Below are 15,084 nucleotides of genomic sequence, written 5' to 3'. Positions count from 1 at the left end.
GGAGGCAGCAGTGACCCAGTCAGAGCACTCCGACGACGCGTCGCGTGAGACCACGGACCAGCTCGTCATGCAGGACCCCACCAAGCGATACCCCGTGATCGAGCCACCCAAGCAGGACCAGCCGGAGCCGGGGCTCGACGCCGAACTCGTCCCCCAGACCGACCGCGGCGAGTACTCCTACCGCGGCACCGGACGCCTCGAGGGCCGCAAGGCACTGGTGACCGGCGGCGACTCGGGGATCGGCGCCGCCGTCGCCATCGCCTATGCCCGTGAGGGTGCCGACGTGGCCCTCAACTACCTCCCTGAAGAGGAGGAGGACGCGCAGTGGGTCAAGGGCGTGATCGAGGCCGATGGTCGCAAGTGCGCCCTCATCCCCGGCGACTTGGCCGACGCCGCGTTCTGCGCCTCGCTGCCCGACGAGGCGGCCGAGGCGCTGGGCGGGTTGGACATCCTGGTCAACAACGCTGGCAGGCAGATCGCCGTCGGCAAGCTCGAGGACATCAGCGACGAGCAGGTCACCGAGACCTTCGACGTCAACATCATCGCCATGTTCCGCGTCACCAAGGCCGCGCTGAAGCACCTGCCGCCGGGGGCCACCATCATCAACACCACCTCCATCCAGGCCTACAACCCGTCGCCCACACTGGTGGACTACGCCGCCACCAAGGCGGCCATCAACAACTTCACCAAGGGCCTCGCCCAGCAGGTGGCCGAGCGCGGGATCCGCGTCAACGCCGTCGCGCCGGGCCCGTTCTGGACCCCGCTGCAGGTCAGCGACGGGCAGCCGAAGGAGAAGCTGCCGGAGTTCGGCAAGGACACCGCCATCGGACGCGCCGGGCAGCCCACCGAGTTGGCGCCCGCGTACGTGTTCCTGGCCTCGCCCGAATCGAGCTACGTCCTCGGCGAGACCCTCAACGTCAACGGCGGCACACCCACGCCCTGACGCACATCCCCAGAGCCCCGGCGCTCGTCCGAGATCCCCCGCTCGGGCGGGCGTCGGCCTTTTCCGGAGCGGCCGGAGCGAGGACGCGGCACAACCCTTCGCACCGGATCTCAAGGAAAGGATATGCACCCATCCTTTCGTCACAGGCGTACGACCCCCTTCCCCGGCGTGTAAACCGCACCCTCCCCAAAACGCGTTGAACCGGGAGTAGTGTCCGTGGCACGCCGACGCTCGCAAGAGCCCTTCCCGGGGAGGCCCAATGCGCATCATGCGCTTCCTGATCGTGCTGTTCGCAGCGCTCGTGGTGCTCCCCCTTGCGGCCCTCTCCCCCGCCGCGGCCGACGTCGACGTCTACACCACCGAGGGCACCCACCACGTCAACGGCCGCGACTGGCGCACCCGCTGCGAGCCGTACTCCGCCACCCGACGGTGCTGGACGGAGATCATCGCCACCACCGTCACCCACACCGACGGCCGCTACGTCCGCAGCACCGATTGGACGTTCAACAACCTCACCTACACCGCGGCGCCGCGCTCGCTGTGGAGGGACAACCCGCTGGCAGCGTTCGGACGGGTGGGCGACACCCACGAGTGGACCGCCGACGACGGGCGCCAGTGGCGCACCGAGTGCGACACCGCCACCACCGGCGGGAACGGCTGCCGCAGCTACGTGTTCGCCAGCGTCGTGGAGGCCGACGGCGCGGGCCCGGCCGCCCGGTTCCACACCGTGAGCAAGTGGGTGTTCAACTCGATGGTGCGGTTCCTGCCCGCTCCGCCGAAGGTCGGCGACCCGCTGGACCGCATCGTCGACCCAGGGCTGCGCGGCTGCGTCGCGGAGGCGATGGTGAGCTACGGGTCCTTGGATGCCATCCCCGCGCTGTGGTGCGACTCGCGCGGGATCAAGACGCTGCGCGGCTTCCCAGCCATGCCGCGGCTCACCGACCTCGACCTGGCCGACAACGCCCTCACCAGCCTCTCCGGGCTGCCGACCCTGCCGCGGCTGGAGTCCCTGAGCGTCAACGACAACGGCCTCACCACCCTCACCGGGATGCCGTCACTGCCCGCGCTCACCTGGCTGGACGCCAGTGCCAACTCGCTGACCAGCCTCACCGGACTGGCCGCCGCCCCGCGGCTGGAGGCGCTCGACGCGTGGCGGAACCGCTTGGCCGGCGTCCTCGACCTCAGCACTCTCCCCCGCGGTGTGAAGGAACTGAACCTCTCCCGCAACGCCCTCACCCGCGTCGCCGGCTCCCTCCCGGGGCTGGACCGGCTGCTGCTGGAGCACAACCGCATCGGCGACGCCGCGAGCATCGTCGCGGCCGCTCCCCGGCTGACCATCCTGGACCTGGGCGGCAACCTCGTGGCCGACGCGTCGCCCCTGGCCAGGCTCGGTTCGCTGCAGTACCTGAACCTGCACGCCAACAAGCTCACCTCGGTCACCGGCCTGACGAAACTGCCGAAGCTGGCGTTCCTGTACCTGCACGAGAACCAGATCACCAGCGTCAACGGCCTGCAGCACCTCCCCGTGCTGGACGAACTCTTCCTGGCGAAGAACAACGTCCAGGACCTCCGCGTGCTGAAGCCGCTGCACGACCGCGGCTGCACCATCGACATCTGGCCCTGACCCAGCCGCCCAGAGGTGCGAGCGACAGCGAGCCTCGAAGGGCCCAGTTCCCCGTCGGTCGAGTAGCGCCCGCGAGGAACGAGCAGGCGCGTGTCGAGACCATGGCGAGCCCCGAAGGGCTCGCCCCACCCCAGTCGCCCAGAGGTGCGAGCGACAGCGAGCCTCGAAGGGCCCAGTTCCCCGTCGGTCGAGTAGCGCCCGCGAGGAACGAGCAGGCGCGTGTCGAGACCATGGCGAGCCCCGAAGGGCCCCCGCGAGCCAGCCCGCCAAACTTTCAGTGGCTGAAACCACCACTCGGCGCGTTGCGACCCCCGGTGCTTGCAGGACGGTCACGCGGCTGTAGTCTCCTCTCACTTCATGCTCGAGAGAGCCCATCCGGGGGAGGAAACATGCGCATCTCGCGCACCATCATCGCTGCGCTCGCAGCACTCACACTCGTACCTGTGGCGGTCACGCCGACACAGGCTGCAGCCGACGACGTGTACACCACAGAAGGCACCCACGTCGTCAACGGCCGGGAGTGGCGGACGGCGTGCGAGCCGTACTCGCAGACGAGGCGCTGCCGCACGGACATCAAGGCCACGGTGGTCACCTACCAGTCCGGCCGGTTCGTCAGCACCTACGACTGGACGTTCAACAGCTTGACCTACGCACCGTCGCCGCGGTCGCTGTGGCAGACCAACCCCCTCGGCGGCTACGGCAAGGTCGGCGGCACTGCCGCCTGGACCGGGACCGACGGCAGGGCGTGGACCACCGAGTGCGACACGGCCACCACCGGCCGGGGCGGCTGCCGCAGCTACACTGCGGCCGACGTCATCGAGGCCGACAAGACCCCCTCCGGCGCCACCGCCTACCGCACGGTCACCAAGAACGTGTTCAACGGCATCGTCCGGTTCAGCGCCGCACCCGCTGCGACGACGCCGAAGCCGGTCACGCCCAAGCCGGCCGACCCGCTCGCCGCGATCACCGACGCCCGCCTGCGTGCTTGCGTCCGCGACGCCGTCGCAGAGTTCGGCAGCGTCGCCCGGATCGAGGTCCTCTACTGCGACGCCATGGACATCACGACGTTGAAGGGCTTCCCAGCGATGCCGCGGTTGGTCGACCTCAGCCTGATGCAGAACAACCTCACCAGCCTGCAGGGACTGCCTCAGTTGCCCGCCTTGGAGTACCTGACGGTCAACGACAATGCGATCACCAGCTTGAAGGGCATGCCTGCGCTGCCCGCCCTGCTGTGGCTCGACATCAGCTCCAACACGCTCACCAACCTCACCGGATTGTCGACGTTGCCCGCACTCGAGGCCTTCGACGCCTGGTCAAACCGGTTCTCGGGCACGTTCGACCTGTCGCGCCTGCCGGCGAACGTCTGGTACGCCGACCTCTCCGACAACGCCCTGACCCGCGTCACCGGCGCCGGCGCCCTGGAGGTGCTGTTCCTCGGTTCCAACCGGCTCACCAGCGTCACCGACGTCGCCGCGGCCACCAACCTCACCGCACTGGACCTCAGCTTCAATCAGATCACCCGCGTCGCCGGGCTGCAGAACCTGAAGTTCCTGGAGATGCTGTTCCTCGAAGGCAACGACGTGACGGACTTGCAGGTGCTGCAACCGCTCGTCGAGGACGGCTGCTACGTCGACATCTGGCCCGAGCCCGTGCCCGGCACCCCGGCCCCGTACGGTGCCGACGTCGACGTGGACCGGTACCGCGACGTCGCGGAGCTGTTGGGACGGTAGCCGACGCTCCGGCGTGGCTCCCCACTCGGCGGGCCACGCCGGGCCGCAATCTGGGCGGGTGCTCCGATCGCCCGAACTGGCCCCGAACGACGCGGACCCGGTGGTAGAACGAGTTCATGAACGCGTCACCTTGGGACAACGCTCGGCTCGCGCAGGGCAACGACATCCGCTTCTTCATCGACTCGGCGGACCGCGCGGCCGCCGAACCGTGGCTGCAGATCGGCATGTTCTCGGGCCTCACCACCAACCCGCAACTGATGCGGGAGGCGGGGCAGAAGATCTCTGACATCGAGGCCATCTACACGTGGGCGCGCTCCGCGGGTGCGCGTGAGGTGTGCTTCCAGGTGTGGGGCGAGACGCCGGAGGAGAAGTACCGCTCGGCGATGGAGATCCGCGAGATCGCTCCCGGTGCCACCATCAAGGTGCCGTGCACCGTCAGCGGCGCCCAGGCCATCTCCCGCCTGCGCGACCAGGACATCCCAGTCCTGCTCACCGCCGTCTACTCCGCCAAGCAGGCGCTGATCGGCTCGGCGCTCGGCGTGAAGTACATCGCGCCGTACTTCAACCGGATGTTCCGCGCCGGCCTGGACGGCACCGAGGAGATCGAGCACATGGTGCGCGCCATCCCGCAGGACGGCTCCGGCCCCATGATCATGGCCGCCTCCATCAAGTCCGCCAAGCACCTCGTCACGCTGACCGACATCGGCGTCCGCACCTTCACCGTCTCCCCCGGCGTCCTCGACGACCTGTTCACCGACGACCTCACCGCCAAGGCCGTGCGCGACTTCGAGGACTTCATGGTCGACGTCCGCTGACGGCGGCCAGGGGCCCACTCACGACGCAGCTGTCACCTTCGGCACCGGAGACGGAGCATAGTGCGCCACCTTGTTTGACTGGCGCACTTGGCTGGCGCACTCGGCTCCGTCTCCGGTGCCAAGTGCGCCACCCAACCGGGGTTCAATCGACGACCACCCCGGGGGATGTCTCAAGTTGGTCAGCCACTTGCTCCCAGGTGTCCGCGAACTGCCCATAGGCGGTCTTGATCAGTACACCCACCGGAAGCTCGGGGCACTCGTTCTCGCCGTTGCTCCCCCAGTTCACCCACCCGGACTGCCTGCGCTGGACGATCTGGAACTGTCCTGAGGGTTCGGAGGTCCACCAGACCATTGCCCTGCCGAGTGTTGAGTTGAACTCGACGGACTTCTGGACAGCCCCGGTGAAGATCGTCTCGTGAGGCACCTGCTGCACGTCGACAGCTTCGTCCGCGATGATCCAGGGCCGGTCTGGAAGGTCTGCGGCGACGTGGGACTCTGCCCTCACCCGCGCGAGCCTCGCTCGGATCTCATCCTCTGACAGGGCTCCCTCCCAGGAGCAGAACAGTCGCCAGTAGAGATCCCAGTGGGCCGACTCGAGGTCTCCGTCCAGGGCTGCCTTGAACGCGTCGAACTTCTGCGGCCGGTCGCCCTCGGACGCCAGCGTCTCCGCGACCATGTCCGCGAGCCTGCCTGCATAGGGATCACCGGCCCTGTACCGGACACCGCCGGGGCAGTCGAAGCGGTCGAAGACGAGTTCACCCCGACCACCCTCGAACTCGTCCCCCACGGTGATCTTGTTCGTGATGGAGCGGCCGTTGATGACCGTCTGGAAGTCATCGACGAGGTAGCGACGAGAGAACCATGGAGTGCCGTGCGTGAACCGCCATTCGATGGAGAACTCCTTGCCCCGAAGTTCAGCGAGGAGACCGTCGGGTACCTGCCCGCGCATGCGCAGTGCCACCAGGACGGGCCCCCACTCGAGGACGTCGATCTCCACCGTGGTGTGCTCGGGAGGGTTGATCAACCCGTTCTCCGGAGTGAAGAAGGGCCCGTAGAACCCGCCGATGGCGTTGTTGCCGGATGGCAGCAGATCCACTCCCTCGTGGAGGGCGGAGAAGTGACGGATTCCCCACTTCGAGGACCCCTCTCCTTGGGCGGTGCCGGTGCAGAGCTCGAGGTCGAAGTAGCCGGTGTCGAGTCTGGCGAACGCATCCGCCTCACGAGGCTCCAGCTTCCTGATTCCGACGACTTCGCTGCCGGAGAGCGGCCCCACCATGTTGAACTCGAGCCCGCCGTCGAACGTTGCGACAGTGGTGAACGCCGTGCGCCCCGGTTCGGGCTGGTCGTTCATTCGCTGGCAGACCAGGGCCTGCCCGTCCGTCGTGGTGGCGGACCATAGGTCCTCAGAGATCTCCCCCGGAACGGAGAAGGTGATCGGTTCACTGATTCTGGGTCCGTGAAGGTCAGTGATGGTGATCGTGGTGTTCGTGTTCACAGTGTTCACCAGCCCGGGTACTCGCCGACGTTGTCGCGCGTGACGATGACGCTGGGGATCAGCACGGTGGTCTCGTCGAGTGTCTCGCCATCGACGATCTTCTGGGCGATCTCGACGGCCTGCCGGACCATCTCTGCCGGGTTCTGCGTGGCGGACGCGATGAACGGCGAACCATCCTGCTGAAGTTCCCCAACAGCCTCAGGGCTGCCGTCGATGCCCACAACCTGGATCTCATCGCCGCGCCCCGCCTGCATCACGGCCAGAACGGCACCCAGCGCAGAGGGATCGTTCATTCCGAAGATGCCTTGGACGTCGCCATTGGCGGTCAGCATGTCGGTGGTCACGTCGAGTCCGCTGGCGCGGTCGTTGTTGGACGACTGGTGGCCGACGACGTTGATGTCCGGGTAGTTCTCCAGGACGTTCTCGCAGCCAGTGATCCGGTCGATGATGGTCTGGATCGGAGTGCCATCCACGATGAGGATGTTGCCCGATCCACCCATGGCCTCGAACAGGTAGCTGCAAGCGACCTCGCCAGCCTCGATCGCGTCGGTCATGACGACGGCATCAGCGCCGACAGCGGGGGTGTCGACGGCAATGACGATCATCCCGGCGGCATGCGCACGCTCAATGGAGGGTGCGATGCCGTCCTCGTCCACGGCTGAGATGACCACGAGGTCCACGCCCTGCTGGATGAACGCATCGATCTGGTCGCTCTGGTTGGCCAGGTCAAGCTGGGCATCTTGCACGTTCAGCGTTGCTCCCAGCTCGGCGGCCGCGTCCTCGGCTCCCTTGGACATGGCTGCGAAGAACGGGTTGGACATGTCCTGGACCATGAGCCCGATGGACTCGATCTTGTCGGGCATTTCAGCTGGGGCCCCGGTGGTCCCTGGTTCTTGGTCGCCGGTTGTGCAAGCTCCTACGGCGAACGCCAGGGAGGCGAACAACGAGCAGGTGATGAGCTTCTTGACGAGTTTCATGGGTTTCCCTTCTTCGGTTTCTGGCCCCATCGCCCTGTTTTCGGGCGCACTGGGTAGAGGTGGGGTGGGTTTGGAGTTGTCGAGCGCGGCGCTCAGGCGCATCCGCAGGACTTGCGGACCAGGAGGTTGGCTGCCACCTCCTTCACGTCCTCGTCGATGTAGCGGATGCCAGCGGCCGGTGCCTCCGGGCCACTGTTGCGGTGGATGACCTGTCTGAGGGTCTTGGCGGCGAGCTCACCAATCGCCCTCGAATCCTCGTCGACCACCGTCATGGGCGGATCAACGAGGGGGGCCCACTCGAACTCATCGAACGAGAGAAGGCAGATGTCACGAGGAACAGCCAGTTCTTGCTCCCTGATGGCCGTCAGGGCCCCCAAGAGGATCGGGTTGTCCCCGGCGATGAACGCGAAGGGTTTGCCGGAGGTCCGCTCCTCCAACATCCGCCTCGTGGCTTCCTTGGCGGAGGCGGGATCGTTGGCACACTCGACGACGCTCAAGGTGGCCCCGTGACGTTCTGCGGCAGTCTTGAGGCCTGCCTCGCGGCTCGCGCGCGTGCTCCACAGATGCGGATAGATCAGAAGAACCCAGTCATCTTGACCATGTTGAGCCAGGTGCGCGCCCACCTGCGAAGCAGCAGAGACGTTGTCGGTCGTGACCGAGGCTGCGCCGTGCGCGGAATCCGGTGGGTGGGAGTCCACGAAGACGACGGGGATGCCCCACTCAGTCAACTTCTCGTAGTTCGAAGCGCTCAGCGTGAGAGCAGACACGATCCCTGCGGCCCTCGACTGCATGGCATCGTTGACAGCTGCATCCTCCAGGGCTGCGTCGAAGACACCATTCGGTGCGAGGTCAACGGTCCGCATGCCAAGACCGGCGGAGCGTAGTCCCGCCTGGATGCCGAGCACCATGTCGATGTAGTAGGCGTTCGCTGTTGATGCCGTCATGACCAGAACGGGACCTGGGGTCTGGTTCCTGAGTGCCCGGGCTGCAGTGTTGGGGACATAGCCGATCTGCCGGGCAGCCTCGAGCACCTTCTCCCGGCTGGCCTTGGAGACCCCTTCGGCTCCGTTGAGGGCGCGCGAGACTGTGTAGATGGAGAGCCCTGTGGCCCCCACAACATCATTGAGTGTGGGTCTACGCTTCGTCATCGTTGATCCTAAACGTTTAGGGTTGGTGGCGAACGATACAGTTCTCAGCTAAACGATTAGGAGAATCTAGCACCGCCCGGCCGGAGCGGTCAAGACCCTCCGGTCTTCAGCAAACCGGGAACGTCGGAGCGCCCACCGAGACGCGACGCCCACACCACAACAGCCGCAACTGCGGTGATCACCACCGCAATGGCCACCACGTAGAGCGCGACGGACAGGTATCCGCTCTCGGCGAGGTTCGGGTTGAGGAACGGGTACGGGTACCAGTGGTCGTCGCCGGTCACCTCGTTGGGCGTGAAGGGGCCGCGGACGAGGGTGTAGACCACCCACACGACGGGGAACGCGAGCACCACCCAGATGGCCGACCACCCCAGGCGACGGCGCCCGGGCGCGAACAACCAGTCCAAGAGGGCGGCCAACGGGACGACGACGTGGAGCACCTCGTTGGACCAGCCCACCGTGCTGCCCTGTGGGAGCTCGATCCCCCGGAGCAGCAGGTTGTAGACGATGCCGGTGACGACGGCGTAGGTGGTGACGGCGGCGCGGGCGCGGGTGAACCAGACCGGATCATCGCCCGTACGTGTCAGCAGCAGGACCGCGCCCAGCAGCATCGCGACGATGACGCCGACGTTGGACAAGATGGTGAAGAAGCTGAAGAAGTTCAGCACCGACAACCCGATGTGCTCCACACCCGTGTCCGTCCAGAACCCCAGGCTGACCACCAGTTGCGCAGCCACGGCGGCGATCCCGAGTGCGGCCACCACCAGTCGTGCCGCAGCAAACCCCAACCTCATGCGGTGTCCCCTTCGCCTCGTCGCCCGGTGAGCAGATCCTACGGTTCCGGAGCGCCCGAAGCGTGATCTGAGCGAGATGCAATCAGCAACTCCCGGAGGCAAAAGAAACCCCCTGGCTTTCGTTTGCGCAAGCTCCTGACAAGTGTCGACGGTTATCACCGAATGCCTTCCCCAGCGGGATCTCCCATACCTAGGCTCCTGATCTGACAGCCGGTCGGCCGTCCATGCCATCGAAGCCAACGGAGGAGAACAAGGATGTTTTCTCGCCACGCACGCACTACCATCGTCGCCCTCGCACTCGGGGGCCTCGCCCTGACGGGCTGCGCTGGCGCAGCCACGACGGAGGAACCCGCCAGCCCCACGAACGGGAACACCGAAGCGACGTCCACCGAGGGAACGGGCGACCTCTCGGGCTCCGTGTCGTTCCGATCCTGGAGCCCCATCGCGCAGACCACGGAACAGATGGTCGCCGCCTTCCAGGACGCCAACCCGGGCACCACGATCGACGCCACCATCTTCAACTACCCGGAGTACCTGGTGGATCTCCAGACCCGAGCGAGCTCAAACACGTTCCCCGACATCGTCGGCCTCCAGCCCGGTGCGCTGACCCAGCAATACCGGAGCAACCTGATGCCGCTGCAGGAGTGTGCTGCATCCACCTGGGGCGAGGACTGGCAGGACATGTTCTACCCCATCGGCATCGAGCAGGCTAGGGCCGGCAACCCCGAGGGGGACGAGAACTTCTACTCCCTCCCGATCCTGGTCCAGACCGTGAACCTGTGGGCAAACACCCAACTGTTCGAGGAGGCCGGCCAGGAGATCCCGACCACCTGGGACGAGCTGAAGTCAGTCGTCGAAGCCATGGAGGGCAACGGCTACGCACCCTTCATGCTGCCGGCCAAGGACAGCTGGCTGCGCAACGTCGTGTTCCTCCAGATCGCCAACAACATCGAGCCCGGCCTCGTCTACCAGGCCGAGGACGGTGAAGCAGCGTGGACCGATCCCGCCATCGTCGAGGCCTTCGACTACTTCGGACGGCTCTTCAGCGAGGGCATCGCCCAAGAGGGCGCCATCGGTCTGGACGCCTACCCGTCAGCCGCCAACCAGTTCGAGGCGGGCAACGCCGCCATGATCCCGCTGGGCGCCTGGTGGATTCAGCAGTCCGACCCCACCAAGGACCAGTCGACCATCCCGGCCCTGTCCGTCGGCATGGAGGGCTACGAGCCCTTCCTCTTCCCGACGATCCCGGGCGGCGCCGCTGAGTCGCAGTTCGTCGGTGGCATCGACGTCTCGCTCGGCATCTCCGCCAACAGCGAGAACCCCGACCTCGCCTGTGCCGTGCTGACCGACTGGATCGCCGGTGACGGTGGGCAGAAGCTCATTGACACCATGAACGACATCCCGGCGGTCAAGGGCCTGAACCCGAGCGAGTTCACCTCCGAGAAGCAGGAAGCCATCTGGAACACGTTCGTGAACGACTGGCTCCCCGAGGTCCAGTACTCACGCTACTTCGACAATCCCCAGCTGGACCAGGCCGTCGCCGACGCGCTCGCGGCTGTCGCCACAGGCCAGCAGACCCCCGAAGAAGCTGCCGCCGCCGTCCAGTCCGTCTCGGACTCCCTCAACAGCTGACCGCAGGCGTGCCCCGGACCGGATCCGAGGCACGCCCCCAGGACCGACCAAACATGAAATCACGAGTCAGAGCGTCGCTCCCGGGCCTGCTGTTCCTGGCCCCGGCGATCATCCTCTTCGCCCTCTTCGTCGTCTACCCGATCGTCTACAACGTGCAGTCCTCCCTCCTCGAGTGGGACGGCGTGAACGCCGGCATCTTCGTCGGCCTGGAGAACTACACGCGCCTGTTCGGCGACCCGGTGTTCCACACCACCATCCGCAACTCCGCGTTCTGGATCCCGCTCACGATCATCCCGCAGGCGGTCATCGGCCTCCTGCTGGCCCTGGCCCTCAACCAGAAGATCGCAGGATCCACCGTCTACCGCGCACTGTTCTTCATCCCTGCGATTCTGTCCCCCATCGTCGTGGGCATCGTCTGGCAGCGGATCATGGATCCGTTCAACGGGGTGCTCGTCTCGGTGGGCAACGCAACCGGAATCGAGTGGTTGGGAGGCAATTTCCTGGCCAACCCGGACACCGCAATCTTCGCCGTGATCTTCGTGAACGTGTGGATGTGGACCGGCTTCTCGATGCTGTTCTACCTGGCCGGGCTCCAACTGATCGACGCCTCCCTGCTGGAGGCAGCGAAGGTAGACGGCGCCAACTGGTGGCAGTCGGTCACGAGGATCGTCTTCCCGCTCCTCAAGCACACCCACCTCTCCCTGCTGATGCTGGGCATCATCGGCTCGCTCAAGACGTTCGAACTGGTCTACGTCCTGACCGAGGGTGGCCCCAACCACGCGTCGGAGATGCTGCCGACGTTCGCCTTCCAGCAGGCCTTCCAACTGCAGAGCGTCGGCTACGCCTCAGCCATCAGCGTCGTGCTCATCGTCATCGCCGTCGCCGCGTCACTGTCCATGGTGCGTGTGTTCGGGGCGGGCTTCATCACAGGAGAGGAGAAGGCGAAGTGAGCATCGACCCCGCCACCACCCAGCAGTCGGTCCGACGTCGACGCCGCCCCCAGAGCTGGCTGCACCTCGGGCTCATCCCGCTGGCAGCCATCTGGATGATCCCGGTGATCATGGTCGTCGGCCTCTCGCTGATGCCGTCGAACAATCCCCAGACAACGTTCTTCGGCCTGCTGCCCGAGACGCCGGCGCTGTCCAACTACTCACTGGTATTCGAGCAGAACCCGATCCTGAGGCACCTCGCCAACAGCCTGATGATCACCGTCCCGTCGGTGCTGATCGTGGTAGTGGCGGGTTCCATGGCGGCCTTCGCCCTCGCCCGCCTCCGGGTGCCGTTCAAGGCGCTGGTATTCAGCCTCCTGATCCTCGGCCTCGTCCTCCCGATGCCGGGCATCGTGGTGGCTGCGTTCAAGATCCTGCAGGCCATCGGCCTCTACAACTCCATCCTCGGCGTCGTCCTCGTCTACTCGGCTCTGGGCATGCCGTTCGCGGTCATCATCCTCCGCACCGCCTACCTCGCCATCCCGGACGAGACCTATGAGGCGGGACGCATCGACGGCGCCAGCTCTTGGACGATCTTCTGGAGGCTGTACTTCCCGCTCGGCCGCCCAGCCCTGTCGGTGGTGGTCATCTGGCAGGTCATGATGAGCTGGAACGACTTCCTGCTCCCGCTGGTGTCCCTCAGTGACAACGAGCTGAAGCCGCTGACGCTGGTGCCGCTCGCCTACCGAGGCGTGTTCCTGAGCCAGCCCGGTGCCCTGTTCGCGGTGCTGGTGCTGATTTCGATCCCCGTCGTGATCGTGTTCATCTCGGTCCAGCGCTACCTCGTCCACGGGCTTGCGGGGGCGGTGAAATGAGCCTCATCGGAATTGACCTGGGCACCAGTGGTGTCAGGGCCGGCCTCTACGGGCTGGAGGGCGAGGAGCTGGCGAGCCACAGCGTCGACGTGGCACTGATCCGCGTCGGCGACTTGGTGGAGCACGACGTCGGAGCCGTGCTGGGCGCAGTCGAAGACTGCATCAGCAACATCATGGCCAGTGCCGCCTCGCAGCACGACCCGCCGCAGGGACTGTCCTTCAGCGTCCTGGGCGAGGCGATCGTGCCGCTGGATGCCGACCTGCACCCACTCGCCCTCGGGCCAGTGAGCATGGACCCACGCGGCCGGCGAGTTGCACAGGCCATCCGCGAATCCCTGGGCGAGGCTCGCTTCCAGGAGATCACCGGTCAGCCGCTCCACCCCATGTTCTCCATCTTCAAGATCGCCGCTGACCTCGACGGCAGCTGGGCTGGGGATCACGTCCGCCACGCGACGTTCGACGCGTTCGTCGCCGCCCGCTTCGGTGCCCGCTTCGCGACAGACCTGTCCATGGCGGCACGGACCGGCGCTTACGACGTCGAGGACCGTCGATGGTCCCGGGAGATCCTCGACGCCGTGGCCGACTCGAGCGGAGTGCGCATCGCCCCGGAACAGCTTCCCGAAGTGGTGGAGGCCGGCACGGTCATCGGCGGGGTGAACGCGACGGCGGCCGCGCGGCTCGGGCTCCCCGTCGGATTGCCGATCGTCGCGGGAGCGCACGACCAGGCCGCCAGTTGGGTGGGGGTCGGAGGTGCGCCGGGCTCGGTCTCGGCGTTCGCGCTGGGCAGCTCCGACTGCCTCACCTTCGGCAACGTCGGCAGACCCGCAGGACTCGAGGGCACCGGACTGGCCACCTATCCCCTGCTGGCGGGCCAGTGGGTGACCCTGGCGGGAACGGCCGCGGGCGGCTGGGCCCTCGAGTGGTTCGCTAAGCTCGTCGGAGCCCCGGTTGCCGAAGTGTTCACCGACCTCCCGGAGCACCCGTCCCCGCTGCTGGTGCTCCCCTACCTCGTCGGCTCCGGAACGCTGGACAACGATCCGGCCGCCACCGGGGTGATCGCCGGCCTGACGCTGGGTGCCGGCCGCCGGGAAGTGGCCTCAGCGCTCGTGGAGGCGGCGGGGCTCGAACTCGCCAAGATCCTGTCCGCCCTGGACGAGCGCGGTCTGACCACCGGGCGCATCGTCGCCACCGGTGGCGGCTCTGGCAACGTCTCCGCCCTGAGGTCCCGGGCCAATGCGGCAGGGGTGCCACTCACCCCCTATCCGGGGCATGCGTCACTGCGCGGGGCGGCGATGCTCGCAGGCATCGGCGTCGGCCTAGTGCAGGAAGTGCCATCAGTCACCGGCCCCGACACGGGTCCGCCCGAGTACCAGGAGTGGTTCACGAAACGCAGGCGCGCCTACCAAGACCTCTACACATCCGTTCGTCCCCTTTCCCTCTGACCCCACCCGCAACACCACAACCAAGGAGAAACCCCATGACCACGTTCGACATCGATGCCGCCAAGCAGGACATCCTCGACTACTGCCTGCGCTCCATGGAGTACGGACTCAACTTCAACACCCAGGGCAACATCAGCATGCGTGTGCCCGACCAGGAGGATCGCTTCCTCATCACCCCCACCGACATGGAGTACGACAGGATGACGGCCGACGACATCGTGCTCGTCGACTCGAACTCCAAGCTCATCGAGGGCAAGCACGAGCCGTCCTCCGAGGTCACGGTGCACATGGCGGTCTACCGTCGCCGCCCCGACGTCAACGCCATCGTCCACACCGAGCCGATCTTCGCCAACGTCTGGGGCTCCATCGGGGAACCCATCACGGGCACGCTCGTGAACATGGTCATCTACACCAAGGGCGCCGTCCCGATCATGCCGTTCGAGCTGTCGAACAACACCGAGTTCGGTGACTCGATGTGCGACGTCATGGGTGACCTGAACGCGGTGGTCTGGGCCAACCACGGCCTGCTCACCGTCGGCGACAACCTTCGTGACGCCTTCAAGACCTCCGTGGCTGTGGAGTCCGCAGCGAAGGTGCTGCTCTACGCCCGATCGGTCACCGACAACCCCATCGTCCTCGACTACGACAAGCTGGGCATCACCTCGGCCCTGTGAGGAGCT

At 66.4% G+C, this 15,084-nt stretch carries 13 protein-coding genes; 9 read left to right on the top strand and 4 right to left on the bottom strand.

All coding sequences use genetic code 11. The features are described from left to right. Nucleotides 1-10: 10 nt before the first annotated feature. The 4 genes from ACYU7G_RS06915 (at nt 11) to ACYU7G_RS06900 (ending at nt 5,112) form a co-directional block, all read left to right on the top strand. Nucleotides 11-943, top strand: coding sequence for an SDR family oxidoreductase (locus ACYU7G_RS06915; protein WP_461106146.1), 933 nt, complete (start codon nt 11-13; stop codon nt 941-943). A gap of 259 nt (nt 944-1,202) precedes the next feature. Then, complete coding sequence (locus ACYU7G_RS06910; RefSeq protein ID WP_461106144.1) at nt 1,203-2,567, top strand: leucine-rich repeat domain-containing protein; 1,365 nt, start codon at nt 1,203-1,205, stop codon at nt 2,565-2,567. A 389-nt stretch (nt 2,568-2,956) separates the two neighbouring features. After that, nucleotides 2,957-4,297, top strand: coding sequence for a leucine-rich repeat domain-containing protein (locus tag ACYU7G_RS06905; RefSeq protein WP_461106142.1), 1,341 nt, complete (start codon nt 2,957-2,959; stop codon nt 4,295-4,297). A gap of 116 nt (nt 4,298-4,413) precedes the next feature. Further along, nucleotides 4,414-5,112 (top strand): transaldolase family protein, encoded by a 699-nt coding sequence (locus ACYU7G_RS06900; protein WP_461106140.1) that lies wholly within the window; start codon nt 4,414-4,416, stop codon nt 5,110-5,112. 142 nt (nt 5,113-5,254) lie between these two features. Here the strand turns inward: ACYU7G_RS06900 and ACYU7G_RS06895 are convergent, their stop codons facing one another. The 4 genes from ACYU7G_RS06895 to ACYU7G_RS06880 form a co-directional block, all read right to left on the bottom strand. Next, entirely contained in the window at nt 5,255-6,607 is a 1,353-nt protein-coding gene (locus tag ACYU7G_RS06895) for a hypothetical protein (RefSeq protein ID WP_461106138.1), read from the bottom strand. Between the two features lie 5 nt (nt 6,608-6,612). Beyond that, a complete protein-coding gene (locus ACYU7G_RS06890) occupies nt 6,613-7,470 on the bottom strand; it encodes an ABC transporter substrate-binding protein (RefSeq protein ID WP_461106136.1) in 858 nt (285 codons plus the stop codon). Between the two features lie 206 nt (nt 7,471-7,676). Beyond that, nucleotides 7,677-8,732 (bottom strand): LacI family DNA-binding transcriptional regulator, encoded by a 1,056-nt coding sequence (locus ACYU7G_RS06885; protein ID WP_461106134.1) that lies wholly within the window; start codon nt 8,730-8,732, stop codon nt 7,677-7,679. Between the two features lie 89 nt (nt 8,733-8,821). Beyond that, complete coding sequence (locus ACYU7G_RS06880) at nt 8,822-9,526, bottom strand: Pr6Pr family membrane protein (RefSeq protein ID WP_461106132.1); 705 nt, start codon at nt 9,524-9,526, stop codon at nt 8,822-8,824. A 255-nt stretch (nt 9,527-9,781) separates the two neighbouring features. On the opposite strand from ACYU7G_RS06880, the gene ACYU7G_RS06875 reads away from it, so the two are divergent. From ACYU7G_RS06875 to ACYU7G_RS06855, 5 genes are read left to right on the top strand one after another with little or no spacing between them, the layout of a single operon-like run. Beyond that, on the top strand, nt 9,782-11,158 hold the full coding sequence (locus ACYU7G_RS06875; RefSeq protein ID WP_461106130.1) for an ABC transporter substrate-binding protein: 1,377 nt from the start codon (nt 9,782-9,784) through the stop codon (nt 11,156-11,158). A gap of 53 nt (nt 11,159-11,211) precedes the next feature. Further along, complete coding sequence (locus tag ACYU7G_RS06870; protein WP_461106128.1) at nt 11,212-12,108, top strand: carbohydrate ABC transporter permease; 897 nt, start codon at nt 11,212-11,214, stop codon at nt 12,106-12,108. Next, nucleotides 12,105-12,962 carry a carbohydrate ABC transporter permease gene (locus tag ACYU7G_RS06865; RefSeq protein WP_461106126.1) on the top strand — a complete coding sequence of 286 codons (858 nt, stop codon included), beginning with the start codon at nt 12,105-12,107 and terminating at the stop codon, nt 12,960-12,962. Before ACYU7G_RS06870 ends, ACYU7G_RS06865 begins: the two co-directional genes overlap by 4 nt. After that, entirely contained in the window at nt 12,959-14,404 is a 1,446-nt protein-coding gene (locus tag ACYU7G_RS06860; RefSeq protein WP_461106124.1) for an FGGY-family carbohydrate kinase, read from the top strand. The genes ACYU7G_RS06865 and ACYU7G_RS06860 overlap by 4 nt, the downstream gene beginning before the upstream one ends. Before the next feature lie 35 nt (nt 14,405-14,439). Next, nucleotides 14,440-15,078 (top strand): class II aldolase/adducin family protein, encoded by a 639-nt coding sequence (locus ACYU7G_RS06855; RefSeq protein ID WP_461106122.1) that lies wholly within the window; start codon nt 14,440-14,442, stop codon nt 15,076-15,078. Nucleotides 15,079-15,084: the final 6 nt, after the last annotated feature.

The organism is Tessaracoccus terricola, assembly GCF_054776555.1.
This window is presented reverse-complemented; position numbering and strand designations above follow the sequence as displayed.

Coding starts and splice junctions, on each gene's coding strand:
- ACYU7G_RS06890 (WP_461106136.1), bottom strand. CDS start 7,470: ATGCCCGACAAGATCGAGTCCATCGGGCTCATGGTCCAGGACATGTCC.
- ACYU7G_RS06905 (WP_461106142.1), top strand. CDS start 2,957: ATGCGCATCTCGCGCACCATCATCGCTGCGCTCGCAGCACTCACACTC.
- ACYU7G_RS06880 (WP_461106132.1), bottom strand. CDS start 9,526: ATGAGGTTGGGGTTTGCTGCGGCACGACTGGTGGTGGCCGCACTCGGG.
- ACYU7G_RS06870 (WP_461106128.1), top strand. CDS start 11,212: ATGAAATCACGAGTCAGAGCGTCGCTCCCGGGCCTGCTGTTCCTGGCC.
- ACYU7G_RS06885 (WP_461106134.1), bottom strand. CDS start 8,732: ATGACGAAGCGTAGACCCACACTCAATGATGTTGTGGGGGCCACAGGG.
- ACYU7G_RS06860 (WP_461106124.1), top strand. CDS start 12,959: ATGAGCCTCATCGGAATTGACCTGGGCACCAGTGGTGTCAGGGCCGGC.
- ACYU7G_RS06875 (WP_461106130.1), top strand. CDS start 9,782: ATGTTTTCTCGCCACGCACGCACTACCATCGTCGCCCTCGCACTCGGG.
- ACYU7G_RS06900 (WP_461106140.1), top strand. CDS start 4,414: ATGAACGCGTCACCTTGGGACAACGCTCGGCTCGCGCAGGGCAACGAC.
- ACYU7G_RS06910 (WP_461106144.1), top strand. CDS start 1,203: ATGCGCATCATGCGCTTCCTGATCGTGCTGTTCGCAGCGCTCGTGGTG.
- ACYU7G_RS06855 (WP_461106122.1), top strand. CDS start 14,440: ATGACCACGTTCGACATCGATGCCGCCAAGCAGGACATCCTCGACTAC.